The following is a 25,493-nucleotide window of genomic DNA, read 5'->3' as shown; positions in this document are numbered from 1 at the left end:
ATGTGACTACTGATATAGATGTCATGTAGACTGTAGAAGGGGATATAGGTGACGAGAAATGAGCAAACAGCAAATTACCTATCCACTAGCGCAAATAAGTCATAACACAGACGAGTTAAGCATTATTCGTAGTCGCCGCGCCGTCAAGCGTTTGCGAATGCAGCAGGATTTTGCTTCATATCTGTTTAAAACTATTACAATTACTTCTATCGTGAGTGGTATCTTGTTGGGTGTAGGTGCGATCGCTTGTTGGAGATTAGAGATAAATAGTCAACCAATTCCCACCATTAATAATAGACAAGATTGGCAAACAAGAAAGCAAATATGTTTAGGTTGGATGCTGTTTTCATTTTCTAGCTTGATTGCTAGTGCTTCGTTAAGTAAGAAATCTCAGCATTTGACAGCGCTGGAAAAGTCTGTATAAGTTATCGATTTTGAGGATAAATTGAGGATGACATTACCTATTAAAGAAATTATCCTCGCACCAGGACAAGGAAATCATCTACAAACAGGTAATAGCGAGGTGATATTCAAAGCGGTTGGTGCTGATACCCACGGTCACTTGGGTTTATCTAACCTCCGTAAGAAGACTCTCGCCACAGTCGCAGACTTGGCGGCGAGATGAATTGCGGGTCAAAAACGAAACACTCTCCGACCGAAATTGAGCGCAAGCGAAATCAGGGAGGAGGGTAGTTGAGTTTTTGACAACATGATATAATTGTTTATGTCAAGATATATAACATAAATGCTGGTATTCGAGGCAAAACTTGAGGGACTTGACGAGCAGTATCGAAAGCTGGATGAAGCTATTCGGACTGCTCGCTTTGTTCGCAACGCTTGCCTTCGATACTGGATGGACAACAAAGGTGTTGGGCGTTACGACCTCAATAAATTTTGCGCCGTTCTTGCTGCCGATGAGAGTTTCCCTTGGGTGTCCAAGCTTAACTCGATGGCTCGTCAATCTAGTGCTGAAAGAGCGTGGAGTGCAATTGCTAGATTCTTTGATAACTGTAAAAAGTCTAAACCAGGAAAGAAAGGTTATCCAAAGTTCAAGAAAGAGCAGACTCACGGGAGTGTTGAATATAAAACCTGTGGGTGGAAGCTCTCTGAAGACCGTCGCTACATCACTTTTAGCGATGGCTTTAAGGCAGGAACTTTCAAGCTTTGGGGAACCCGTGACTTGCATTTCTACCAGTTGAAACAGTTCAAGCGAGTACGAGTTGTGCGTCGTGCTGATGGGTACTACGCTCAGTTCTGCATCGACCAAGACAGAGTAGAAAAGCGAAAACCAACGGGTAAAACTATTGGTTTGGATGTGGGACTGAATCACTTCTATACCGATAGTGAAGGCAATCAGGTTGAAAACCCCAGACACCTGCTAAAGCGCGAGAAGTCTTTGAAACGTCTGCAACGGAGATTGTCTAAAGCCAAAAAGGGTTCTAAAAACAGAGCTAAGGCGAGAAATCGCTTGAGCAGAAAACACCTGAAAGTAAGTAGGCAACGTAAAGACTTCGCCGTGAAGTTGGCGAGGTGCGTAGTCCAGTCTAACGACTTGGTAGCCTATGAAGATTTGCACCTTGCGAACATGGTCAAGAATAGACACTTGGCTAAGTCGATTAGTGACGCAGCGTGGACTCAGTTTCGACAATGGGTTGAGTATTTTGGTAAGGTGTTTGGCGTGGTAACTGTGGCAGTTCCACCACACCACACCAGCCAGAATTGCTCTAACTGTGGTGAAGTGGTGCAAAAATCGCTTAGTACAAGAACTCATGTTTGCCCTCACTGTGTACATACTCAAGACAGGGACTGGAACGCTGCACGGAACATACTTGAGTTAGGACTACGTACTGTGGGACACACAGGATCTCAAGTCTCTGGAGATATCGACCTCTGTTTGGGTGAGGCAACTCCTCCAAACAAGCCGAGTCGGGGAAAGAGAAAGCCCAAAGAGTGATCTTTGGAATCTCCCGCTACACCCGCAAGGGTTAGCGGTGAGAGGATGTCAAGTTCTGTCCAGGCGGAGAACGTGAAAAGTATTTTGCAGGTTTAGCCGAACTGCTTAAAGATGGACAAACCCCAGACCGTGAAGCTTTGTTAGAACTGATGCGACAATTTGACCAAGAACCTGTGGAAATGTAAGTGTAGGGAACAGGAGACAGATAAGGGACTTTCAACTAAAAAAATATGCAGTTGCAAGGGGAGAAGGACGAAAGAATCTTATAATTATCTTCTCTCTCAAAAATCAATAATTTAATTTTTGTCAGTCCCAAAAAAATCCTCATCTATGAACTTCGTGTTCGTAGTAAAGGCTTTAGCCTTTTCTTAGGACTAAAGTCCTGACTACAAACTTGAATTATTTACACTGTTCTACCTAAAACACAGATGGGTAGGAGGAGAATATTGAGGTATTTTCATTGCTGATATCTCTGGGCGATCGCCTAATTCATATAGCATATAAAATCTCTAAAGTCAATATGTAACCCAACAAAAAGCCCAGAAATCTCATAGTAAAAAGTAAGAAAAAAGTAAGAAATGAATTTTTTGTAAAATGCTAAAATGTAGATATAGTAAGGAAAATTGATGGTACGACCGCGCAGGGTATTTGCTCAACATTGGCTCAAAAGTGACAAGGTTCTCGACGCAATCGTCAAGGCAGCAGATTGTAGTACAAATGACCGCATTCTGGAAATAGGCCCCGGTACAGGCATTCTGACTCGGCGTTTATTACCTCTGGTAAAGTCATTAGTAGCAGTAGAAATTGACCGAGATTTATGTGAATTATTGGCGAAACAATTAGGGAAAAAAGAGAATTTTTTACTGTTACAAGGGGATTTTCTGACTCTAGATTTAGCGGCAAATTTAGGAGCATTTCCGCAGTTTCAACAGCAAAATAAAGTAGTGGCTAATATCCCCTACAACATCACCGGGCCGATAATCGAAAAATTATTAGGAACCATCGCCAACCCTAACCCTGAACCATTTGATGCCATTGTTTTATTAATTCAAAAAGAAGTCGCGGAAAGGTTATATGCTAAAGCAGGGTCGAGAAGTTTTGGTGCATTATCAGTCAGAGTGCAATATTTAGCTGATTGTGAATTAATTTGTCATGTTCCGGCCAGTGCATTTTACCCACCACCAAAAGTAGATTCCGCAGTCGTGCGCTTGCGTCCAAGACAGATAGAAATTCCCGCACAAGAGCCAAAAAGATTAGAGAATTTGGTAAAATTAGGATTTAGCGCGAAACGCAAAATGCTACGCAATAATTTGCAATCAGTAGTAGAGCGCGATCGCCTAACCCAATTAATGGAACAATTAAACATAGACCCCCAAGCCAGAGCAGAAGATATCAGCACTCAGCAATGGGTAGAATTGGCTAACTTGGTGGGAGTTGGGAGTCGGGGAAGTGGGGGAGATGAGGGAGATGAGGGAGATGAGGGAGTGGGGGAGAAAAGCTAGTGATAACTGTCAACTGTCAACTGATAACTGATAACTGATAACTGATAACTGACCAACCCCATGAAACTAATCGCCCCTGCTAAAATCAACTTGTATCTAGAAATCATCGGCAACAGACCAGATGGTTATCATGAGTTAGTGATGATATTGCAAAGTATCGACCTAGCTGACGAGATTGAACTACACTCCATCAGCGATGAAACTATCCGCGTTCATTGCAGTCATCCACAAGTTCCCACAGATAAAAGTAATTTAATCTATCGCGCCGCCGAATTGATGGCGACAAAATTTCCCCAAGCCTTGGCTAAACATGGCGGTGTGGAAATTACCCTCAACAAACATATTCCCGTAGCGGCTGGTTTGGCTGGAGGTTCGACCAACGCCGCCGCAGTGTTGGTAGGGATAGACTTACTCTGGAACTTAGGACTCACCCAAACCGAACTAGAAGATTTGGGTGCTATCCTGGGTTCTGATGTCCCCTTTTGCGTGGCTGGTGGTACAGTCATCGCCACCGGTCGAGGTGAACAACTTTCCCCATTACCCAGTTTGGATCATATATATATAGTATTGGGTAAATATCGCAGCTTAGAAGTTTCCACCGCTTGGGCCTATACAACCTATCGTCAAGAATTTGGCAGTACCTATCTTCAAGATACCAATGATTTAGCAGCCCGTGCCGCCGCAGTGCATTCAGGGCCTATCGTTAAGGCTATTTTAGAAAAAGATGCTGTAGCGATCGCCCAAAAACTGCACAATGATTTAGAGAAAGTAGTATTACCCTCCTATCCCCAAGTCTTGCAGTTGCGAGAACTGTTTGCATCTCAACCAGGCGTAATAGGAACCATGATGTCCGGTTCCGGCCCCTCAGTATTCGCCCTTTGCGAAACTCAACAACAAGCCGAACAAATTCAGCAGCAAGTCAGACAAATAATTCCCGACGAAGATTTAGAATTATTTGTAACTCGCACAATTGCACATGGGGTGAAAGTTGACAGTTGAAAGTTAACAGTTAACTAGAGAGAAGAAGAGACAAGGGAGACATTAATAACTATGGACTGTTGACCGATGACAACTGACAACTGACAACTGATAACTGATAACTGATAACTGACAACTGACAATGAACCAAACTCAACCAACAGATACGCCGACACAAGTTCCGCCGACTCCCTTACGCTGCATAACTGGGGCAGCTATTTCTGGCGGATTAGGATATGCTTTATATCTATTAATGATATCTATTGCTACAACCTTTGCGAAAAAACCTATCCATTCTGATAACCAGTTAGTTATCAGTTTGACCTCCGCCGTGCGTACCTTGGTAGTTGGTGTAGTAGCTTTGGGGATGGGAATATTTGGTATAGTGACGATTGGTTTATTGGCTTTGGCTGTACAATTGTTAATCCAGCAGTTGACAAAGCCTAAAAACAATTAGGGACTTCCAGAAATTAAACTATGCAATGAGTGAAAGCTTAGAAGCTGAATAATATTCTTCCTCCCCATCTCCCCAAAGTGATTGTATATTTTTTAGTTGGAAGTCTTTTAACCCCGGCTAGCTATTAAGTATTTTTCCGGTTGAGGATAACTGTGATTTAGTTGAGGCTTTAGGTGTCTACCAGACAGGAGAGACTGTTGCTGTTTTCTCCAGGCTTTGGGGGGTAAGCCGTGATACTGACGGAATTGACGAGAGAAATGGCAAGCATTCTGATAACCTAACTCTGTCGCAATCTGTTCGATGGTTTTGTTGGTATTCTTCAGTAAAGGACGCGCTGCGGCCATACGTCGCTTCAGTATCCAACCGTTAACTGTATCTCCCGTTTCTCTGGAAACTCTACTGGTGAGGTAAGCTGGTGAATAACCAACAGCAACAGCCACATCTGATAATGTAATCCCCTGATGATAATGAGCTTCTATATAATCGAAAACCTCTTTGAGGTGGGGAATAGTGGGAAAAATTAACTCAGAGTCTACAACCAGCGCCTCTGAAAGTTGACCAGATGTAGTCGCATACCAATATCTTAGCCTAGCTTGCTTTTCTAAGCGAGTGGCGATCGCTTTGAGGATTTCTTCTATAGTAGAAGGTTTAGTAATATAATCATCCGCCCCTAACTCCATCCCCTTACGCAAACTGGCCTTATCATTGTTCCCAGTCAGAAAAATGAAGGGAATAATCGTTGTCAGAGGGTCTTGACGGAGTGTATCTAAAACACTGTAACCATCCATATCAGGCATTATAATATCGCAGATGATTAAGTCTGGTAGATGTTTTTGTGCCTGTTGAATACCAGCAACACCATTTTCAGCCACTATCACATCAAAACCATTAGCCTCAAGCACCACTAAAAAGAGATTGCGGGTATCAGCCTCATCTTCAATCACTAAAATTGTTTTTGATGATTCGTTGAGCATTTTTTCATCACTAATATTGGTGGTCATTTCAGTTACCAATTACAAACTACCGGTTATACAGAAAAATCCTATGTCTTTAACCCAGAAGTAGCAGATACCACCTAATTCCGTAGGAAAATATTCAGTCTTAATTTCCAGGTAAATTGAAATATCTTTTCAATGAGCATCTTTTTATTCGCTCCTACTATTCGAGCAATCGTACTGAAAATTTTCTAAATGGAAAGGATATTTTAAACAAGAAAATCAAAAGTTAGCAATTTTATTAAAAGTAACCTTGCCTTAAACAATTAAACCAAATATTTTATCCTTAATTGCGTCAAGTAAATAATATTTACATTTCCTAGAATTATTTTATCTTGCTTTTGATATGGCATTTTTAACTACTCCATGATTTCGCATCAATCATAGGTTCTCCAACTCCTGGGTCAGGTCTGATTTAGGTAAGCAAGCGAGAGAATAAACCAAACTATATTGCCAAATATAAATACCTTGAAAGCTTTACAACCTATCACAACTCCTACCAGTTTTATTTAGACATAACCACATATTACCAGTATGTTTTACTATCAAAGAATAGTCAACGAGTCGGTTTTACCTATTTACTGAGTTTCTCTGACTTCCAATACTTGATTCAATATTCTGGACAAAAAGAGTTAGCATATCTAAATAATTTTATTAGTTACTTTTTGATTAGGTACAACAGTTTATAATCAATCAACTAGTTTTACTTTAATATTAATTAATAATGGAATTTATCATTAATGTTTAATTTATAAAATTTACTTATGATATTTCCCTTCACTGAGATTAAACTACGAAATAATAGTCATAGTCATCTGTCAGTAGGAGTACCTTCATTAAATATCATCGACCAAAGTATTTATTGCCTATCTCTCAAAAGAAATAGAAATTGTTAATTTTTGATGTGATCAAGAATACAAATATGGCAACGAAAGGTTGATGAAGCGACAAAAAAGATAATAGAAATATACAGCAGCAATTATGTTAATAGATATTTACCCAACTACAATGCGCTACCTCCGCCATAGGCGATCGCTTAGGATGAAATACTCCTATTGTAGAAAAAAGATTTAGATCCAACAAGCTGATTTATAGTCCTCAACTTATAAAGGGTGCATACTCACATTTCTCCTCAAGGAGAGGTGGCTGAGACGAATGAGAAAAGATATCTAATTAATATAAGTTTGGTTAATTACTAGGGAGATATAAAACCAGAAATAAAAAAGTTTTTTTGTCTCTTATGTGGTATAATATTAACCCATCACTACATCATCAAAAATATCAAATCGTCAAGTCAAAACAAGACAAAAAATTAAATAAAGAAAAAAGAGATATGTCTATCAAAAAATAGATCGTATATCTATTGCCAAAGATTGAGTAATCTTAGCTAAGAAGTTGCTTCTGCAAAACGGTTCATTTTTTAGGGGCTAATTTAACTAGAGATTTATGAGGGAAACCAAAATGCTAAATAGTTAAATTTACCCCTCTTTTCCAGAACTGTAGGCGATAATCTCCGAGCGATCGCAGGTCATCGCACAGATGTTTTGTACTGTTTTACCTGTGCTGTAGTGTCAAAGTTCTTCTTGTTGAGGATAGTGGAATAGCAATGGCTGCGTACCAACGTAGAGTTGACGCTATACTCCCGCCAACACACACAAAACAAAAGACTATGATTTGTGAATCCCTTACTTACACAACCCTTGGGAACCTGCGCGTAACTCGCAGCACCAGCCAAGTAAAGATGGACACTGCACTAGATGAAATTCTCTTTCACCTCAATCAAGTGCGTGGAGGCTTATTGACCAGTAGTTACGAATCGGGGCGATACAAAAGATGGGCAATTGGATTTATCAATCCCCCATGACAACTGACAACAAGAGAAAACGCATTTACCATCTCTTCACTCAATCCTCGCGGACAGGTGCTACTACCAACCTTGTTTCAGCGTTTATCAGCCCAATCCCAACTACAACAAATCAGCCTCAATCACGACTACATCACAGGTGAAGTTTCTCCAATTCAAAAACGTCTACAACTAAAACTCCTGTTATAAACTCGATTTTTTACTGTCGTTATCAAATAAAATCATCAGGGAAAATTATGCGTCAGCAAGACAATTACAATTCACAAAATGTTAAGAAAATCAACAATGAACAAGTAGACCAAATTATTAAATCAATTATTGCTGGTAAATATTCTTGGGCCTGCGTTTTACTACTGCGCTACTCTGGTTATAATCCCATAGATTACATACCATACCGTACTTATATTCGATTAATCAAAAATAACTGTCTAGGCAGTGAAAATCAAGAAAGCAGAAGGGATAATCAAGAAGTACTGATTTGAAACCCGCCGGGATTAAAGCTAAATATGTAGGCATATCAACCTAATTCGCTAAGTGAAATATAAGATTCATAGTTGATTTTTGAGATAAAAGTAGGGTAGGCATTGCCCACCAAAAGTATCATAATGTGGCATTACCCACCCTCAAAATGCTGAGATTTTTCAACAATCAAATAGGATTCCTATATATTCTGATAAATGAATACAGTTAGGTTGCATACTTGAATCCTTGTTGTTGGGAAGAAGTAAAAAAATTCTCACAACTTCGCATCGAATGTATAGGAATTGGGTATAAGTGCATAGTGAATTATAACCCCTACACCCCTATGCCCTTATGCCTTTTTTCGTTACCCCATCCAGATTTGTAGCAGGTTATGATGTACCCCAGTGCTATTTATACTAATCGTCTGCAACCAATTATCAGAGAAATTGTATGGCAGAAAAAGCAAGAAGTTGCACAACTACATAAACAAATGTCATTGGCTTCTTTACAACGCCAATTAACGGCTGCGCCAACCGTGCGCGATTTTTTAACAGCCTTGCAACAAAACCTTTACAAACCTAGCCTAATTGCCGAAATCCAGAAAGCATCACCTAATCGTGGTATGATTCGGGCAGACTTCGATGCAGTCGCGATCGCCAAAGCCTATCAACAAGGTGGTGCAGCTTGTCTATCAGTAGTTACAGATAGCTCACTTTTCCACGGCAGTTTTGAAATTCTCCGCAGCATCCGCCAACGAATACCATTACCGATACTCTGCAAAGAGTTTATCATTGACCCCTGCCAAATTTACCTAGCCAGAGCCGCCGGAGCAGATGCCATACTCTTAATTGCTGCTATCCTCACAGACAGAGAAATACAAGACTTTTTGCGAATAATTCACTATTTGGGGATGAATGCGTTAGTAGAAGTCCACAGTTTGGCAGAACTAGACCGCATACTTAAATTAGATGACATTCGCCTCATCGAAATTAACAACCAAAGCTTAGAAGACTTAACCACGGATATCAGCACTACACAAAACATATTAGCAGCCAGGCGATCGCAACTGCAAGATTTAGGTATCACCGTCATCAGCGAATCGGGAATATATACACACCCCGATTTAACCTTAATCGCCCAAGCCGGCGCAAATGCTGTGATAGTAGGAGAATCTTTAATTAAAGAAGAAGATATAGAGATGGCTGTACACCATTTACTCAGGGGTGGTAGCCTCAAGTAACAGAGTTCCAACTAAAATAGGACTTACGCAACTGGCAGATTTTTTCTGTAGGGTGTGTGAGGAGCGATAATATTTGAACGTAGTCATGAGACTTGTAGCGTCACGCACCAACCACCAATTGTGACACTTGCGTAAGTCCTGAAGACATAAAAAATATTATTTGCGCTCAAATACAAGAACAACTAGTGGGACTTAGACAAAAAGTAGGCTGAAAAAATCATCAAACGTATACACCAAAACACTTTGATATCGTTTTACCTAGTTGGCGTAGATATAGCGAAGCTGTTACCTGGGGCAAGATAGGCTAAAAGTATTGCTATGAATGACTTTCAGACTATAATAATCTCTGATTAATAACGCTAGTATTTTTAGATACATTCACCCCGTCTCAATTGGCAACTTGACATTGAGAGCCAAACGAAAAGTACCATAGGGATTAACGTGACCTTTCACCCATTGAATAATTTAATTTCTAGAAGTCTCTAAAAACTCAAAAAAAGAATTTCTTGTAATTCTCAGGAATAGGCTGAGGACAAATTGTAGAATCAATTACTTATCTCAGCGAAACCCTAACCCCTGGCGCAACCAGGGGTTTTATTTTGATAGGGGATAGGGTAGAGGTAACAGGTAATAGGAAATAGTTTTGAAAGTCTCTTATTGTAGAGGTTTTAGCTTATGATGTGTAATTCCTACCTATTACCTGTCCCCTGTCCCCTATTCCCTATACCCTGCGGTAATACTCTCAAATAGCGATCGCCACTTTTGCTCACTCATGGAACCGATACCTTGGGTCTTGGCTACATCAGATACAATGATTCCCTATTTTTGCAGCTTTTGTAGACCGTAAGCGAGTTGTTCGTCTGTCATTTCTGGATTATCTTGTTTAATTAGTTGATTACCTGGTTGGGGATTTTCTAAGTAACTATACCAAAAGACCCCTACGTCTATACGTAGTATCAGTTTCAGTCGGGGTTTAAATCCCCGTCTGTTCGCGTAGCGTGCCGTAGGCAAAATGTCTTTAATGCGCGAATGCGTGAATGCGCGAATTGTTAACAGGACGCTTTTGTTCGTCCGTAAAACCATACTTAGCTTTTAATAAGGGCCAAAACGTTACATTAGCAGCCGCAGAGATATAAATCGGTTTGCCTTTGAGGTCGGCTAAAGTTTTGATTGCTGGGTTGGGATGGGTAAGGATACACTGCGGGTCTTTTTGGAAAATTGCTGCTACTGTAACTTTGGGTATTCCCTGTGCTATGGCGTTGATGGCATCAATACCATAACCCATGAAAAAGTCTACTGCACCACCTACTAACAATTGAGTGCCACTAGGTATTTGTGGCCCACGCATTTTAATTGTGACATCTAGCCCGTGGTCTTGTAAATTCCCGTGGCGATCGCCCCCTAAAATCCCCCTTGTTCTGCTTGGGCTAACCAGTTAGTCCCAAAAGTAACTTTATCTAACTTTGAGTTAGAGGTTGATGCTTGATTAATATTGGCACAAGCAGCAATCATACTACTACCAATGCAATCGACGGCGACTAGGGCGATGAACAGGTGGTGGATACATAAAACCAGAAAATGTACTTTTTTAGAGGTAAAATCAGTATTTCAGGATGCTGAATCCCTCTCATCAAGTTTTAGCTGAGTCTGAAAGTACATTCTAAAATCAATTTCTGGTTTACCAAAGAGTATGGCTGTATTTCTAAGGCACGCTTAAAGGCTTTGATAGCTTTAGCGTACTTGCCTAATGCTGCATAACACAAACCAATCCCATGCAGTGCGCCAAAATGTACCGGATTAATTTGGATCACCATCTGACAGTCAGCCAGAGACTTTTGATATTCTCCCATACTGTAGTAGAGAAAAGCCCGGCGATTCCAAGCTTCGGCAAAATCTGGTTGTTCATGAATTAACTGTGTCAGCATTGCCTCAGCTTCAGTAATTTCCCCAGCATCTAGCAATTTCTGACTCTGATCAATTTTTTCCAGTCCATACACTCCCTTTTGCTGGAACCATATCCGCCAAAGTTTCTTTGTTGCTTGTTCCCGTACTAAAGCATCAGGATTTTTCAAGTCTTCAAGTAAAGAGGTAATTGATGAAGAATCCATGAATTTGAGAATGATGTTTGTCAGTAATTGTCTCTTATTAACAAGGTATCAACTTTCGTCGGAAATTGCTTAAGGCAATTTTAAATTCCTCATAAAAATTCTTCTGCGATCGTGAAAAAATAGCAACTTCTAGCAAACTTTTGTATTAACTAATACTATTGAGCCAGGAATTGACAGTTACAAGCTTACGTAATTGGTCATGGAAAGGTCAACCTCAGTATTTGTCACAGCCTTGGTAGCTAATGGTTTATCAAATCATTACAAAACAGAGGAGCGATTAGGGGTTACAGTCATTCTGGGAGGAACATCTGATATGAACGTGTAAACATCCCAGTCCCTTCACATACCACAGCCAGAGGATATATTCTGCTGGCGATCGCTTGACAAAAATTCCCACTTACGCCACAAGGTTGTCTGGGAAAATTGGGTGTAATTACCTTTGTCTAACCGTTTTAGCTTAACGCACCCCTACATGATAACTTCTTAATTTTATCTAAAGAAATTACCCTATTTGACTTTAAGTCTTACTACACAGTAAGCATTTAATTAGATAGTTGGGGTTTTCTGTCGCCTGGATTTTTGCCTTCGTTCACCCGCTATTTAACTCCATATAAAGATATGGAAATAACCGCACTTCGGATAAAAGTATAGAGAATAAATCGTGATTTTTACCAAGAAATGTATTATGATATCGAAGGTTTATACCCAACAATATTAAATATTTACAAAAAGAAAAACTTTGATTATTTTTATAAAGTAATGGTAAACCCAACTATTGGAGAACTCGAAAGAAAAATTTCCCAACGTGTTAGTACTCTATACAACGAGAAAATAGGGCGACGACCCACCCAAATTATTTGTCACTTTTTTGATTCTGAATTAGTAATATCTCTAGAAAATTCAGTCAGCCAAATTGAGCAAACTTTGTTAGCAGCAGGGCATGAAGGCTTGGCAGAACAAATCAGAACATTGCTTGATAAAATTATTAAACCACAGCTAAAAATCATCCTTGAGGAGGTGATTGGTAAACCTATTACCGACTTAATGAGCAGTACCAACTTGGTCACAGGACGTACAGGAATAGTAGTTGTTTTAGACCAATTACCAGAAGTGCGTAATCCAGAATCTATCCCGAAAGCTAACTGGAAGAATTCAGCAGATTAAGATGGCGGTAAATCAAACTATTTAAGTAATTAAAATTGTATGGTTTAGTAATATATTCCTCCGCACCTGTAAGGAAGAGGTAGTCTTGATTCTGCACCAGAATAAAAGGTAAAACAGCAATAATTGGAATTTTCGCTGTTTTTGTGTCTTGCTTAAGGTAATTAATCACTTGACTACCACTTAAATCTGACACCATCATGTCTAGTAGAATCAGGTCAGGTTTTTGGGTTTGTGCCAGAATAATTGCCTTAACTCCTTGTTTAGCACAAATACAAGCGATTTTTATCTTTTTCAAGTAAGAGTTAAGCAATTCTAAGTTATGTAGATGTTCTTCTACAACTAAAACTAATGGTCGATACATAAGTGAATAATTACCTTCTATGAAAGGCTATACATCCAAAATTTATTAGGCTTTTCGCTTGTCAGTTGTTTTTTGGCTCAGGCTTAAACCACTGACCACTAACCACTGACAAAACTCTATCCCCTTGTGGGTGGAGTTATGATCTAGTTCTGGTAAGTGTTTTGACGGATGTACGAGGCTGCTTTCATGCGGCGGCTTGCGGCTTGATGTGGACTGGCTCGTATGTACTTAACTAGGTTGGATGTTTACGCTAATGTTGGGGGTAAACCGTAACAAGCTAGTAAATATACCAAGGTAATATCTTCATACTAAATTTATACTTAGTCAAGTGCTAATCGTCAATTCTTTATATAGCAGTCGCCAAGACAGTTAGGACATGAGGAAATGAAAAAACTTAGACAGTCCTGATAAATTAGATTCTTGCCAAAGCGATCGCTCTTAAAGAAAGATAAGATTGATTGCAGGAATAGCCATCAGCAAAACACATGAATCTCAGGCAGCGACAGGAAAAAACTGTCAGGAACATTAACGCTGCTTCTAGAAACGAAGCCAAGATACTTTTAGCCACCTTATTCTTACTTATCTTCCTAGTTTTGGCAGTAGGCGCTTCCCTATCCTTTGGTGCAGTCGCCATCACACCCGCACAACTGTGGCTAGCACTGTGGCGCAGAGGAGAACAACTCAATCAAACTATCCTCTGGGACTTGCGCCTACCCAGAACCATAGCAGCCATTTTGGTAGGTGCAGCTTTGGGAATGTCGGGTGCGCTGCTGCAAGGAATGTTACGCAACGGACTAGCCGACCCATTCTTACTAGGTATTTCTGCGGGTGCGGGTTTGGTAGCGATCGCCATGATTAGTTTAGGGGTATTCTTAGCTTGGGTTCCCCTAGCGGCCTGGGTGGGGGGTGTACTGACAACGGTGATAGTCTATTTTTTAGCCAAAACAGGGGATGGGATATCTGTAGAACGGCTAATTTTGGGTGGCGTAGCGGTAAGCGCCATGTTTGGGGCAGTACAATCGGTCTTACTATTGTTAAGTGAGGATGGAAGAATACAGGCGGCTTTAAACTGGCTAATTGGCAGTTTGAATGGCCGGGGATGGACAGAAGTAACTACAGCCGGTGCTTATATTATTGTCGCCTTGGGATGGGGATGTTTGTTAGCGCGATCGCTAAATTTATTAAATCTAGGCGATGAGTTAGCAGTGAGTTTGGGGGTTTCTTTGGGGCGATCGCGCATTTTCATCGGTGCAGTTGCTACACTATTAGCCGCAGGTGCTGTGAGTATTGGCGGTTTAATTGGTTTTGTCGGCTTAATAGTACCCCACGGTATCCGTTTACTAGTAGGTACAGATTATCGCGCCATCTTACCATTGAGTGCATTAGGAGGTGCGATCGTCATGACAATTGCAGACTTACTTTCCCGCTTAGGTGCTGTAGAACTTCCAGTTGGTGCAGTCACAGCATTACTCGGTTCCCCCCTCTTCATTTGGTTACTCTACCGCCGCCAAAACGGAATCTAAACTTCCCAAATACCAATGATTAATATGCCTCTAGAAACGCAAAACCTAACAGGTGGATATACAAATAAAACCGTAGTTAAAGATATATCCTTAGTCATCGAAAAAGGCGAGTGGTTGAGTTTAGTAGGTGCTAATGGTTCTGGTAAATCTACCCTCCTAAAACTCATGAGTCGCCTATTAGTTCCCCAAACAGGAACCGTCTTACTAGATGGAAAAGCAATTCATACTCAAAGCGCCGCCATTGTTGCCCAAAAATTAGCCTTATTACCCCAGCAGCAAGCAATTCCTTCAGGCTTAACAGTCAGGCAATTAGTATCATTAGGACGCACCCCACACCAACCTTGGTGGCAATGGGAATTAAACGCAGAAGATAGAGAAAAAGTTGCTGAAGCTTTGCATTTAACCCAGATGGAAGATTATCAAGAACGACTAGTAGAACAACTTTCCGGCGGTGAAAGACAAAGAGCATTTTTAGCACTAGCTTTAGCCCAAAATCCCCAGATTTTACTATTAGATGAACCCACAACTTATCTAGATATTCGCTATCAGTTAGAACTACTAGACCTTTTAAAAAATCTCAATCAAAAGCCGGGAATCACAATTTTAACAGTTCTGCACGAAATCAACTTAGCTGCTAGATATAGTTCTCGTATAGCCTTACTCTATCAAGGAAATATTATTGCTTTAGGACAGCCAGAAAAAGTTCTCACACCAGAAAATTTGGCTCAAGTTTTAGGAATAGAGGTTGCAGTTCTCAATACACCAGTAGGATTGCAAATTTGCCCCCTCAAGCCAATTCATTAATACAGTCACAATTACACTTATAGCAATGACCGTAAATATAGAGAATTATCTGGGGAAGACATACTTCCAGGCTTTGTTCTCAATTTGCAGATACTTTGGTAAATAACAATTCACTGATAAATAGGAATTTCAATCACAAACTCTGCTCCTTGTCCCAAAGTTGAATTACAGGACAATTTCCCATTATGTCTATCCACAACAATTTGATAACTGATAGATAACCCTAATCCAGTTCCCTTACCTACTGATTTAGTAGTAAAAAACGGGTCAAATAATTTTGTTAATATCTCTTGGGGAATACCCACACCATTATCAGCAATAGTAATGCGTACCCAATTATTAACAACTTCACTCCGAATAGAAATCTTCGGCGTATTCCCTAACAACCTACCCCTGCTAACTGACTCTTCTAAAGCATCAATAGCATTACTAAGAAGATTCATAAATACCTGATTTAATTGACCGGGATAACAATCAATTTTTGGCAAATCACCATAATCCTTAATAACCACAATTTCTGGATGGTCTGATTTGGCTTTCAACCGATTATGTAATATCATGATTGTACTATCAATACCTTCATGAATATCTACTTGCTTAAATTCAGCTTCATCAAGGCGAGAAAAATTGCGTAGCGATAGCACAATTTCCCGAATGCGTTCAGTTCCCACCTGCATAGACTGAAGGAGTTTCACCAAATCTTCCTTAAGAAAATCTAAGTCAATATCTATAATCAGTTCCTGAATTTCTTCTGGAGGATAGGGAAAATGGAGTTGATAAAGTTCTACTAAGCGTAACAAATCTTGTGCATATTCACAGGCGGGAATGAGATTACCGTGAATAAAGTTCACTGGATTATTAATTTCATGGGCAATACCTGCAACCATATTCCCAATAGAAGACATTTTCTCACTATGGATAAGTTGAGTTTGAGTACGCTGTAATTTCCGCAGAGTATTTTCTAAATCCTCGGCTTGCTGCTGCAATTTAATTTCTGCTTGTTTGCGCTTGGTAATATCTAAAGCTGTACCCACCATGCGGTAAATTTTACCATCACTGTTTTTTAGGGGATTAATTTTAGTTAAAGACCAAAATTCTTGATTATAGAAAGTTAAACACTCTTCGTAAGAAATACTAGTACCAACTTCCACACAATTTTTGTATCTTTGACTAACAGCAGCACCTTCAACATCACCCTGCACTTCTTTAGGAGTTTTACCAAGAACATCAGCTTGTTTAATTCCTGTGAATTTTTCTGCTGAAGAGTTCCAACCAGCATAACGAAATTCGTGATTATCTAAAACATCGACCACAAAGATAATTTGATCAACACCCTCATAAATACTGCGTAAAAACTGCTCTTGTTCTTGGAGTAATGCTTCTACTTGTTTACGTTCGCTAATATCCAGTAGATAACCATACCAAGTAATTTCACCTCCAGGGAGGCGTTCTGGTTTGGAGGTAGCTTTTACCCATTTCTTCTCTCCAAAGGGGGTGGTCATGCACCACTCAGCTTCAAAGTTTTGCAGGGTTTGGGCAGATTTGGCCATCGTCTGTTGTAAACCGATAACATCCTCAGCTTGAATACCAGCAAAGGGTAGTGAAGCATCATTTTCTATTTCTTGGGGATCTAGTCCCATCAGTTCTCTACACCCAGAAGAAACATAAGGATAAAACATCGTCCCATCAGGCTTAAGGCGAAATTCATAAAGCATCCCTGGGACATTATCGGCTAGTCGTTGTAACAATACTTCTGTCTGCTGTAAGGCGAAAGTGCGTTCAGCAATTCTGGCCGCCAACTCTTCATTTAATCTGTTGAGTTCTGCTTCTGTTTGCTTGCGTTCAGTAATGTCTAACAGGACTCCACAAAAAATTATTTCTCCAGTTTGACTCTTTGTGGGAGTTGAGTCACCTTGCCACCAACGAATTTCACCGTTAGGCTTGATTAAACGTCCTTCATAGTGCCAAGGAGTGGCATTTTCTACCGCCTCGACTACTGATGCAATATAACCTTCAAAATCCTCTGGATGGACAAGCGCAAAAAAGCAACTTAAATCTGCCATCATTTCTTGGGGGGTAATACCTGCCAGTTCCCAGATAAAATCGCTGATATAGTCTACTTGCCAGCTACCATGACGATTGATAAACTGAAAGATAGCTCCCGGTATATTAGCGGCGATATCTCCTAAACGCCTTTCACTATCACCAAGAGCCGTTCGTGCCTGTCTTTGCGCCGTAACTACCTCAGAGAATACCGCTAAACCACCCACCACCCCAGATTCTTCATACCAAGGATTTATTTCCCACTTCACCCAATCAATTGTGCCATCTTTGCGGGTAAGGATGTCTTCTTCGGATTTCTCTGTATTTCCTGCTAAACAATGCTGAAAAATTCTTTGCCAACCTAAAGTGGTGTCAGCACAAACTTCTTCATGACAACGACCGATAATATCCTCATCAACTAAGTTATAGTCCTCCCGCCAGCGACGACTAGCCAGCAAGTAGCGCATCTCGTGGTCAAATATAGCGATCGCCGCAGGTGTATATTCAAGATATAACTCTGGGGTTAGAGTCTTTGCCACTCGCTGACGCAGTTGAGTCAGTTCCTGTTGCAAAGAATTATAAGTCTCTTTATCTATAGTGATGATATGGTCACTCATAGGTATGCTAATTACCAGCGACGAACTTGAAAATAACTTCATTTCCTATGATGCCCAATCCGCATCCAGCAATATCAATTTTCAGTCATTAATCATTCCTCATGACCATTTTCAACTCAGTAATTCCCCCAATTGATGCTGAATTAATAAACCTTTTATGGTAGAATTTTCAGCCTTCAAAGCCCTATTCTCTGCTTCTAATTCCTGAATCCTCTCCCTCATCGCCTCCTTAGTAGTACCATTTCTGTGAATCACTACCTCTCTATAAATCTCTAAATTAGTATCTTCATTCATCCATCTTTGATAAGTTTTGGTATGCTCTTGCACCGAATGCCCCATATAATCTGCCATCGTCTTGATAGGCACTCGTAAACGATGACCACGAATAGCATAAGCGTGACGTAAATCGTAAGGTCTAAAACCTATATCTGCATTTTTAAATTTGATATACAATTTGGCAGTTTTATTACTCAATTTACCTTCGTTATAGGGCAATCTAATCTTCTTTAAGTTAAATAAATCAACCCAATGAGGATGTAAAGGAGGAATACCACAACTGCGTTCTCCTGTTTTAGTTCCTTCTGTCAAACTGGGATTGAGTGTTACTAGGTGAAAAGTATTTTTGGGGTCGATAAAAGCCTCTACATCTACAGCAAATAACTCATGGGGTCTTAAACCATAAGTAGCCAGCATCCCATAAGCCCATTGCCATTGTTCGGGTTGGGTGAGATTTTCTTTACTCGTGTACACTGATAGCGGGACACCTATTTTTTCAAAACCTTGGATAATTTCCTCATCTACAGGAATTTTGCGGATAGTAGGATGAGGTTTAGGAGTTGCATAAGCATAAATTGTTTTAAAATCATCAATGCCACAAAACTCACAAAACTTTTTTAACTGCCATACCATAAAAAACCTAGCTGATGTATTAGGTTTAGTCTTTTCTAAAGCTATTTCTAATGCTTGAGCCGAGATTGGTAAATCTGGCGGCAGTTTTTTCAGATGCCTCAGATAATGAGTTTCCCAAGTCCGAATACCGCGCCTATTTTGCTCATGAGTTTTCCAAAATTCCCGCTCATATTCTTGAATTAATTCCCCAATCAGTTTTCCAGAGTATTTCGCCTGGGGCAATTCTATCTTTTGTGCCTGTTTACCTAATAACTCCGGTGTCCATTGGAATTGTTTGGTAATTAATAATAAATCCAACTCTCGCGCTTTCAAAACAGCCATTTTTAACCCAGCATCATTAGCCGTAAAGCCGCAAGAAATAGTATATTGTTTATTAGGACTGCCCTGTTTACCCACATCACCAGGTCTACAAGGAAATGTACCTTGTAAACCGATGGTTTTTGGGCTAGTTAGTTTCAATTTAATCTTGATTCTATCTAAACTCAAAGCCGCGTTCGCCTGTTGGAGGGCGTGTTTAATTCGCAAATATTCCCGTTCTAACTTAGCTTGTTCATCGGTTTGTTTAGCTTTCCATTGCTTCCATTGAGAAGGTTCCCATTGGTCAATTAGCTTACCTTCCCATACCGATATACGAGGGTTAAAACTATTTATAGCCATAAGCTAGTCTCAAGCGCTGTCTTTGTATAATTAATAATAGCCAACAAGTAAAGTTAACTCATACTTGGAAATACAAGTATGGTAGGCATGACCTACTATATTATGTTTTTGGTGAACAATGCCCACCCTAAAATTAAGCTAAATGTACTTTATGGGTGCAAGGCTATGAACAAAATTGTCATTGGAGTGATGGGGGCTGGGGAAGGCGCAACAGCTAATGATGGTGAAAACGCCTATAAATTAGGCGAATTAATTGCCCAAGCTGGATGGGTTTTGCTGACTGGGGGGAGAAATGTAGGCGTGATGGATGCGGCTTCTCAAGGGGCAAAATCAGCTAATGGTTTAACTGTAGGAATACTTCCAGGGACTCAAGCCGAGGGCATTTCTGTGGCGGTGGATATTGCCATTTTTACAGATATGGGCAACGCTCGTAATAATATTAATGTGCTTTCTAGTCATGTAGTCATTGCCTGCGGAATGGGTGCTGGTACTGCTTGTTGAAATTGCCTTAGCTGTGAAGGGAAATAAACCGACGATTTTGTTAAATAATGATGCCGAAAGTCAAGCCTTTTTTCGGAAATTATCAGCAGAAAAGGTTTATATTGTGGAAAATGTAGAGGATGCCATCGCCACAATCAAAACCATCCTCGCCAACAGTTAAGTACAGACATTGGTCTACGCAGCCTGAGCAAAAATGAACAGCCAATTTATACGGAATGAGTAGCCGTCATACTGAAGTTAACTAACAGATAGATCAACCCATTAAACGTATGAATAACAGGTGCTTTTTACTATTGACAATGGTAGCGATCGCTAGCCTTAGCGGTTGTACTTCCAACCCTACCAACACAACCACAAACGCAATTTCTTCAACACCCACACCAAGCATAGCTCGACTACGCGCTAAACCTAAAACTAGCGAACCGAAAGCTATCTCAGGTAAAACAGTTAACGTTACCTTATATACCAGCGATATCCAGTGTCAAGAATTCGTACCGCAAAAAGTCACTTTACCAGCCACAACACCTGTAACTAATGCTGTAGGCAAAATCATACAAGAACAAGACACAGCAGACTTTAACGTATCCGGTTATCGCGTCAGAGTCAGAAATGGCGTTGCTACAGTTGATTTAAGACTCTCACCCCAATCAAAACGGCAATTTGCCTCACTTTCGAGCTGTGAACAGTTTGCCCTATTTGGCAGCCTCCGTAAAACCCTAACCAGTAACCCCCAGTGGAAAATTAAAGATGTCCGCTTCACCGAAAGAGGTGAAGATATTGTGCTTTAGGCAGTTATCAGTTATCAGTTATCAGTTATCAGTTATCAGGTGACACTTGTTATTCTCCCCTGCTCCCTCATCTCCCTCATCTCCCTCATCTCCCTCATCTCCCTCATCCCCCTCATCTCCCCCCACTCCCCATCACTGTCAACTGTCAACTGTCCCCAAGAGCCACTTCTCCACAAGTTCAGTCACAATATCGCTCATTTGGCGTTCTTGAGAAGCTGCGGCGGCTTTTAGTTGTCGATGTAGTTGTTTTGGTAAATAGATAGTTGTACGAGTATAAGACGGGTCTGTGCTTTTGCTTTGGGAAGTCGGTTTATCTTCCGTTGACGGTGGCTGATCTCGTTGTTGACGACTGCGGGCTGCGTCAATTAAATCATCAAAGCGACTGGTCTTTTTCCTATTAACCAAGTAACACCACCTAATTTTACATTACAAATTACACCATGACTTACACAAGTGACACTTGGGGTAGGATGCGTCAGATGTGGAAAATCCTTGAATATGTACGAAATTCTTGGGGCTGACGCACCCTACAGTTAGTTTGATTATGACACTTGGGTAAGTCCCAAGGACAACAGATACAACCTTGAAAAGTCTTGGTAAATCTGGGTTTATTAATTACGTAGGCAATAATTAGTCTAATATTTCTTTTCCCACCTCAGCGTAACATCGCCAAGCAATTTGAGCATAAGGGTCTTTCACCGCGTTGACTGGAACCCCTTCTAAAGCAGCACGTTGGAACACAGCCAAGCGGCGAATACCTGATTTAAATACAGGAAATCCGGCATTTATGATAGTTGTTCTCGCTTCTTCTCCTGCTTTATTGGGATTTGGTGGGATGATAGTTAGCAATATTTTATACTTAAATTTAATTTTTTCTAGCAAATCTACCATGTGAAAAGTTGCAGCTAAAGCGATCGCATCTGGTGTTGTGGGAATAACTAACAAATCGCATCCTTTCGCCAAAGTTTTCAGTTCTTCCGCATCTGGGCGGGCTGGTGTATCGATGACTATATGCTCATAGAGCCTCGCTAGGCTCACCGCCTGCTGCTCATCAGCCACCTTAAAGGGTAAACAGCCTCTATTTGACCAATCTAAAGCACTGCGGTTTAAATCACCATCTACTAACAGCGTGTCAGCTTTGCTTTGCAGGTAGGTAGCTAGGTGCAGTGCAGTCGTAGATTTACCTACCCCACCCTTAAAGGCGGCTACAGTAACAATCATTTTCCATACATAGGTAAATAATTTCCAAATTTTACCGTATATATGAACATCTAGACATTTATTAAATGTTTAAATATTTAAACATTTAAAATAATTAGTGTAATTATGTTTAATATACGTATTGATAAGCTACTTAATTTAAGTATAAAAAGCATATTAAGTAAATCGAGGGATAAATGTATAAAATGATAAGCCTTACTTTGGCTATATGATGGAAGTAATTGTTAACGATTGGGAACGAGCTTTTCGTTCTAAACATATCCACTGGACTGAGGCAGAGGACGATCGCTGTTGGAAAATCATGAGGGCGTAGGCTTTGCCCACCGCAGGCATCGCTTTATAATAGAATATGAAAAATAAATCTCCATCATGTAAAAATATGACACACTCTTCACCCGAAAGAATAGTGAGACGTGGAAGAGTATTCCCGGAAATTCAGTGGACAGAAGCACAAAAAGCCCAAGACAGAGCCAGAAGACAAGCATTTTATGAGCGTTGTTGGGCGATTTTTGAGCGTTTAAAACCAGAACTTCTAGATAAATATTATGGCTGGTATATTGCCATTGAACCAGATAGCGGCGATTATTTTATTGATCAGGATCAAGAAGTAGCCAGTAAAATGGCTAGGGAAAAGCACCCTCATGTGATTCATCATATTTTTGGCATTAACGAAACAGGTGTTAGTGGCAGAATATGATTGAGGGAAGATTTGGAGATAAAGGCCAAGTTTACTTTGAAATAGATTTAATTGGCGGGGATGGCTTGAGTTTTCCTGTAGAAACAATGTTAGATACAGGATTCACTGAGTTTTTAGCTATGAACAAACAAGATGTACAAAGTCTTGACTGGTCTTTTTTACGGCAGAATAAATTGAGAACTGCTCAAGGAGAAACTGAATTTGATGTTTATAGGGGTAGAGTTATCATAGATAATCAAGAATGGGAAATTCCTGTATTTGCTGGGGATGAGATACAGGAAATTTTATTAGGTTCTCGATGGTTGAAATCATTTATTTTAGTTGCTGATTATAGTCAAAATAGAGTTACATTAGAGTACATATAAAATTTGTTGTGTGGCGTTAATGAATAAGAGGATGAATTAACTTAGTACGATTTGGCGAATTGCGTCCACGGTCACAGTCTTAAATTGCGAACGCACTTTTGCTCAGTACTGGCGAGGAAAAAGAATGCTGGGTTTCCTGTCCTCAACGCAGCCTACGACGATAAGCGATCATACTAAAATAATTATTAATTTAGCCATTTATATTTTAATTCTTTTTCTGCTACAAGAAGGTATGAAAAAGGATTTTGTCTCAAAGAGTTAGCTTTATCACAGTTATACAAAATAGCTGAGGCTGTTAGGGAAATACCTGCGCCTACTAAAAGAGAAAGGGGTACAGATAGCCCAAGTACTGCAAGTGGCAAAGATGCAGCCCCTGTAGAGAAAAAAGTAACTTTAAGAAAATTTTCTGCGACCCATCTTATTCTTTGCTCTGACAAAATGCGCTTAAGAGTATTTATTTCTGGCTGAACCTCATTCACATACAAGTCATTAATTTGTTGGTGCAGCCTAGAAAATGATGTATCGTTAGAAACACTCTCAGTAAGTTTTGCAATCTTGACTCTAAATCGACCTAGCTCATCAGCATATCTTCTTCTAAATTTAATAATTTCAATAACAGGCGTTTCAGGATCAATTTTAATCATTTCAAGAATTAGATCGGCAAGCATACCTTGTGATAGAGAAATTGGCATATTTCTATGGCTTCTATGATCTTCATAATCATATCTATGTCTTCTAAATTTTGGTAAACTTAGTTTGGCATCAAGTTTAGCTGAATTTGCCAATTTATTATTCCCTGGAATATCAGTCAATAAACCTGACCCAACTTGATCTGAAAGCCGAGTTGCTAGAAGTGTCATGTAAAAACTTGCAAAGCGTTTATCGACAGTAATCCATCCGTCTCGTTCACTACGCAATCCCACTTTTAATTCTGCTCTTATTTTCTCTGGTAATTTATCTGGATGAATCTCAACTAACTCTCTAATTTCATTAGATATTTTGTCAAAGTGAATTTGATGGGTTTCACTAATTTCTTGTGCAAGAAGTACTTCTATACCCTCTTGAGAATCTAGATACTTATATACATCATCAGTCAAATCACGAATCTCTGTCATGCTGGATTGCACTTCAAATGGTGATAACAAGCCCTCATCAAGTAGTTCTAGGGATGTACTATTACTGTAAGGATTCTCAATTGAGATTGGCACAATAGTTTGTACATGATCCCAATATAAAACTGCATTCTTTAGCCATCCCTCATCTTTTATATCAACCCAAGGATAGTAAAGTGCTTTTGTGAAAGCCATACTTAATTTCATCCTGTCAATTTAATCTAATAAGCTTAACTCATTTTTATTTAAGTGTCATTCTATCTGATTTAGTTTCAACAATACTCACACAAAGCTTTGTTCTTGCTCCATTCCTCCTGCGCCAACTTGCCAGAAATTACAGTGTCTAACAAAATCTTGACACCCATTGCAATAGATAGCAGTGGATTACGGCGCGGTCTAGCCCACCAGCAGAAGCCAGCCAAGCAGAATGTCAACTTCTGTGCAGTAGAAACCACCTTAGCTTATCCGCATTTAATGATAGATAAGCTAACAATGAAAATAAGTAAGGTGGGCAATGCCCACCCTACTAATGGGGAATATTTTAACGTATTAATAATTTCTTACATCGGCGTTTATCGGCGGTTCATTTCCTCAGAAGAAACAGTATTAAAATTTCTGCTGAAAAAAGCAATATTAGTGACTGATTTGTAATTAGCCACTCCACGCAATTCTGTTGCGTGATTTCAGGCAATCCCAAATGATGCAACAATGTGGGGACTGTTGACTTTTGACTAATGACTAATGTAATAATTACATCTGCCGTAAGCTACTGTAACCATTTCTACCCATAGTGGGGTTAATCTCCATAGCTCAATTTATAAGATTTTGTGAGTGAGGTGAGTTTAGAACCTCAGTAATTTTCAATACACAGTTCTTATTCAGCAATCGGAGATTCCCATGACTTACGCTACCGATGAACGCACCCAAAAAGCCATAGACCAGTTTCGCGGCTTTGATGTGGACACACAGTTGGCTTTACTATGGTTTGGCTATCTTGATTTCTTCAAGCCGCACACTCGTGACTTCGAGTCATGAGTTAGGCGCTCTATATTTCCATATTTGGTTTTACACATGGTTACGCACATGGTAAGATAAAGTATGGAAGTAAAACACGGAAGGGGTTATGTTTATGCAATTGAATATCATATTGTATGGTGTGTTAAATACAGGC

At 40.0% G+C, this 25,493-nt stretch carries 30 protein-coding genes and 2 pseudogenes; 21 read left to right on the top strand and 11 right to left on the bottom strand.

The features are described 5' to 3' along the window. The first annotated feature begins 58 nt into the window (after positions 1-58). The 6 genes from H6G83_RS18840 (at position 59) to H6G83_RS18815 (ending at position 4,891) form a co-directional block, all read left to right on the top strand. The gene (locus H6G83_RS18840; protein WP_190475084.1) at positions 59-424 is read left to right on the top strand and encodes a hypothetical protein; all 366 of its coding nucleotides are present in this window, start codon (positions 59-61) and stop codon (positions 422-424) included. A gap of 27 nt (positions 425-451) precedes the next feature. Continuing rightward, positions 452-625 (top strand): hypothetical protein, encoded by a 174-nt coding sequence (locus H6G83_RS18835; RefSeq protein ID WP_190475082.1) that lies wholly within the window; start codon positions 452-454, stop codon positions 623-625. 120 nt (positions 626-745) lie between these two features. Then, on the top strand, positions 746-1,954 hold the full coding sequence (locus H6G83_RS18830; RefSeq protein WP_190475080.1) for an RNA-guided endonuclease InsQ/TnpB family protein: 1,209 nt from the start codon (positions 746-748) through the stop codon (positions 1,952-1,954). A gap of 626 nt (positions 1,955-2,580) precedes the next feature. Further along, a complete protein-coding gene (gene rsmA / locus H6G83_RS18825; protein WP_190475078.1) occupies positions 2,581-3,456 on the top strand; it encodes a 16S rRNA (adenine(1518)-N(6)/adenine(1519)-N(6))-dimethyltransferase RsmA in 876 nt (291 codons plus the stop codon). Between the two features lie 60 nt (positions 3,457-3,516). Continuing rightward, positions 3,517-4,455, top strand: a complete 939-nt coding sequence (gene ispE / locus H6G83_RS18820) for a 4-(cytidine 5'-diphospho)-2-C-methyl-D-erythritol kinase (RefSeq protein WP_190475077.1) — start codon at positions 3,517-3,519, stop codon at positions 4,453-4,455. A gap of 121 nt (positions 4,456-4,576) precedes the next feature. Continuing rightward, the gene (locus H6G83_RS18815) at positions 4,577-4,891 is read left to right on the top strand and encodes a DUF3082 domain-containing protein (RefSeq protein WP_190475075.1); all 315 of its coding nucleotides are present in this window, start codon (positions 4,577-4,579) and stop codon (positions 4,889-4,891) included. Between the two features lie 107 nt (positions 4,892-4,998). On the opposite strand, the gene H6G83_RS18810 is transcribed toward H6G83_RS18815, so the two are convergent. After that, the gene (locus H6G83_RS18810; RefSeq protein WP_190475251.1) at positions 4,999-5,865 is read right to left on the bottom strand and encodes a response regulator transcription factor; all 867 of its coding nucleotides are present in this window, start codon (positions 5,863-5,865) and stop codon (positions 4,999-5,001) included. A 1,942-nt stretch (positions 5,866-7,807) separates the two neighbouring features. Here H6G83_RS18810 and H6G83_RS36275 point away from each other — a divergent pair. From H6G83_RS36275 to H6G83_RS18795, 3 genes are all read left to right on the top strand, one after another. After that, positions 7,808-7,939 carry a hypothetical protein gene (locus tag H6G83_RS36275; RefSeq protein WP_313936451.1) on the top strand — a complete coding sequence of 44 codons (132 nt, stop codon included), beginning with the start codon at positions 7,808-7,810 and terminating at the stop codon, positions 7,937-7,939. Between the two features lie 47 nt (positions 7,940-7,986). Then, entirely contained in the window at positions 7,987-8,232 is a 246-nt protein-coding gene (locus tag H6G83_RS18800) for a HetP family heterocyst commitment protein (protein WP_190475073.1), read from the top strand. 371 nt (positions 8,233-8,603) lie between these two features. Then, complete coding sequence (locus H6G83_RS18795) at positions 8,604-9,452, top strand: indole-3-glycerol phosphate synthase TrpC (RefSeq protein ID WP_190475071.1); 849 nt, start codon at positions 8,604-8,606, stop codon at positions 9,450-9,452. Between the two features lie 819 nt (positions 9,453-10,271). Here the strand turns inward: H6G83_RS18795 and H6G83_RS18790 are convergent. The 3 genes from H6G83_RS18790 to H6G83_RS18780 form a co-directional block, all read right to left on the bottom strand. Then, the gene (locus H6G83_RS18790) at positions 10,272-10,463 is read right to left on the bottom strand and encodes a hypothetical protein (protein ID WP_190475069.1); all 192 of its coding nucleotides are present in this window, start codon (positions 10,461-10,463) and stop codon (positions 10,272-10,274) included. Positions 10,464-10,470: 7 nt separating this feature from the next. Continuing rightward, the gene (locus H6G83_RS35415) at positions 10,471-10,800 is read right to left on the bottom strand and encodes an ABC transporter substrate-binding protein (RefSeq protein WP_242044679.1); all 330 of its coding nucleotides are present in this window, start codon (positions 10,798-10,800) and stop codon (positions 10,471-10,473) included. Positions 10,801-11,089: 289 nt separating this feature from the next. Beyond that, a complete protein-coding gene (locus H6G83_RS18780; RefSeq protein WP_190475067.1) occupies positions 11,090-11,560 on the bottom strand; it encodes a tetratricopeptide repeat protein in 471 nt (156 codons plus the stop codon). A gap of 199 nt (positions 11,561-11,759) precedes the next feature. On the opposite strand from H6G83_RS18780, the gene H6G83_RS35965 reads away from it, so the two are divergent. After that, positions 11,760-11,885, top strand: a complete 126-nt coding sequence (locus tag H6G83_RS35965; RefSeq protein ID WP_277876370.1) for a hypothetical protein — start codon at positions 11,760-11,762, stop codon at positions 11,883-11,885. A gap of 434 nt (positions 11,886-12,319) precedes the next feature. Then, positions 12,320-12,724: a DUF2294 domain-containing protein gene (locus tag H6G83_RS18775; RefSeq protein ID WP_190475065.1), complete on the top strand. Its 405-nt coding sequence runs from the start codon at positions 12,320-12,322 to the stop codon at positions 12,722-12,724. On the opposite strand, the gene H6G83_RS18770 is transcribed toward H6G83_RS18775, so the two are convergent. Beyond that, complete coding sequence (locus tag H6G83_RS18770) at positions 12,699-13,085, bottom strand: response regulator (RefSeq protein ID WP_190475063.1); 387 nt, start codon at positions 13,083-13,085, stop codon at positions 12,699-12,701. The genes H6G83_RS18775 and H6G83_RS18770 overlap by 26 nt on opposite strands. Before the next feature lie 485 nt (positions 13,086-13,570). On the opposite strand from H6G83_RS18770, the gene H6G83_RS18765 reads away from it, so the two are divergent. Further along, positions 13,571-14,608: a FecCD family ABC transporter permease gene (locus tag H6G83_RS18765; protein WP_190475061.1), complete on the top strand. Its 1,038-nt coding sequence runs from the start codon at positions 13,571-13,573 to the stop codon at positions 14,606-14,608. 24 nt (positions 14,609-14,632) lie between these two features. After that, the gene (locus H6G83_RS18760; RefSeq protein ID WP_190475248.1) at positions 14,633-15,412 is read left to right on the top strand and encodes an ABC transporter ATP-binding protein; all 780 of its coding nucleotides are present in this window, start codon (positions 14,633-14,635) and stop codon (positions 15,410-15,412) included. 110 nt (positions 15,413-15,522) lie between these two features. Here H6G83_RS18760 and H6G83_RS18755 read toward each other — a convergent pair whose 3' ends face one another. Both H6G83_RS18755 and H6G83_RS18750 read right to left on the bottom strand, forming a co-directional pair. Next, positions 15,523-18,072, bottom strand: coding sequence for a PAS domain-containing sensor histidine kinase (locus H6G83_RS18755; RefSeq protein ID WP_190475059.1), 2,550 nt, complete (start codon positions 18,070-18,072; stop codon positions 15,523-15,525). 111 nt (positions 18,073-18,183) lie between these two features. After that, positions 18,184-19,638 carry a site-specific integrase gene (locus tag H6G83_RS18750; RefSeq protein WP_190475056.1) on the bottom strand — a complete coding sequence of 485 codons (1,455 nt, stop codon included), beginning with the start codon at positions 19,636-19,638 and terminating at the stop codon, positions 18,184-18,186. A gap of 165 nt (positions 19,639-19,803) precedes the next feature. Between H6G83_RS18750 and H6G83_RS18745 the strand changes: the two genes are divergently transcribed. The 3 genes from H6G83_RS18745 (at position 19,804) to H6G83_RS18740 (ending at position 20,927) form a co-directional block, all read left to right on the top strand. Continuing rightward, positions 19,804-20,139 carry an SLOG cluster 4 domain-containing protein gene (locus tag H6G83_RS18745; protein ID WP_242044677.1) on the top strand — a complete coding sequence of 112 codons (336 nt, stop codon included), beginning with the start codon at positions 19,804-19,806 and terminating at the stop codon, positions 20,137-20,139. Next, on the top strand, positions 20,120-20,299 hold the full coding sequence (locus H6G83_RS35410; RefSeq protein ID WP_242044675.1) for a hypothetical protein: 180 nt from the start codon (positions 20,120-20,122) through the stop codon (positions 20,297-20,299). Before H6G83_RS18745 ends, H6G83_RS35410 begins: the two co-directional genes overlap by 20 nt. Before the next feature lie 109 nt (positions 20,300-20,408). Beyond that, on the top strand, positions 20,409-20,927 hold the full coding sequence (locus H6G83_RS18740; protein ID WP_242044674.1) for a GerMN domain-containing protein: 519 nt from the start codon (positions 20,409-20,411) through the stop codon (positions 20,925-20,927). 138 nt (positions 20,928-21,065) lie between these two features. On the opposite strand, the gene H6G83_RS18735 is transcribed toward H6G83_RS18740, so the two are convergent. The 3 genes from H6G83_RS18735 to H6G83_RS35960 form a co-directional block, all read right to left on the bottom strand. Beyond that, a complete protein-coding gene (locus H6G83_RS18735) occupies positions 21,066-21,332 on the bottom strand; it encodes a CopG family transcriptional regulator (protein WP_190475054.1) in 267 nt (88 codons plus the stop codon). Between the two features lie 225 nt (positions 21,333-21,557). Continuing rightward, entirely contained in the window at positions 21,558-22,148 is a 591-nt protein-coding gene (locus H6G83_RS18730; protein WP_190475052.1) for a ParA family protein, read from the bottom strand. Between the two features lie 204 nt (positions 22,149-22,352). Further along, on the bottom strand, positions 22,353-22,481 hold the full coding sequence (locus H6G83_RS35960) for a hypothetical protein (protein ID WP_277876368.1): 129 nt from the start codon (positions 22,479-22,481) through the stop codon (positions 22,353-22,355). A gap of 46 nt (positions 22,482-22,527) precedes the next feature. Between H6G83_RS35960 and H6G83_RS18725 the strand changes: the two genes are divergently transcribed. Then, entirely contained in the window at positions 22,528-22,845 is a 318-nt protein-coding gene (locus H6G83_RS18725) for a hypothetical protein (protein ID WP_190475050.1), read from the top strand. Continuing rightward, complete coding sequence (locus H6G83_RS18720; RefSeq protein WP_190475048.1) at positions 22,842-23,210, top strand: aspartyl protease; 369 nt, start codon at positions 22,842-22,844, stop codon at positions 23,208-23,210. The genes H6G83_RS18725 and H6G83_RS18720 overlap by 4 nt, the downstream gene beginning before the upstream one ends. Positions 23,211-23,395: 185 nt before the next feature. Here H6G83_RS18720 and H6G83_RS18715 read toward each other — a convergent pair whose 3' ends face one another. Next, a complete protein-coding gene (locus H6G83_RS18715; protein WP_190475047.1) occupies positions 23,396-24,517 on the bottom strand; it encodes a DUF6236 family protein in 1,122 nt (373 codons plus the stop codon). A gap of 144 nt (positions 24,518-24,661) precedes the next feature. Between H6G83_RS18715 and H6G83_RS18710 the strand changes: the two genes are divergently transcribed. The 3 genes and pseudogenes from H6G83_RS18710 to H6G83_RS36530 form a co-directional block, all read left to right on the top strand. Beyond that, on the top strand, positions 24,662-24,973 hold the full coding sequence (locus H6G83_RS18710; RefSeq protein WP_190475045.1) for a hypothetical protein: 312 nt from the start codon (positions 24,662-24,664) through the stop codon (positions 24,971-24,973). 246 nt (positions 24,974-25,219) lie between these two features. Then, positions 25,220-25,321 (top strand): annotated as a pseudogene (locus tag H6G83_RS18705) (orange carotenoid protein N-terminal domain-containing protein); the annotation flags it as partial. A gap of 99 nt (positions 25,322-25,420) precedes the next feature. Further along, positions 25,421-25,493: pseudogene (locus H6G83_RS36530) on the top strand (IS200/IS605 family transposase); the annotation flags it as partial.

It is taken from the genome of Anabaena azotica FACHB-119 (assembly GCF_014697625.1).
Classification (GTDB): Bacteria; Cyanobacteriota; Cyanobacteriia; order Cyanobacteriales; family Nostocaceae; genus Trichormus; species Trichormus azoticus_A.
This window is presented reverse-complemented; position numbering and strand designations above follow the sequence as displayed.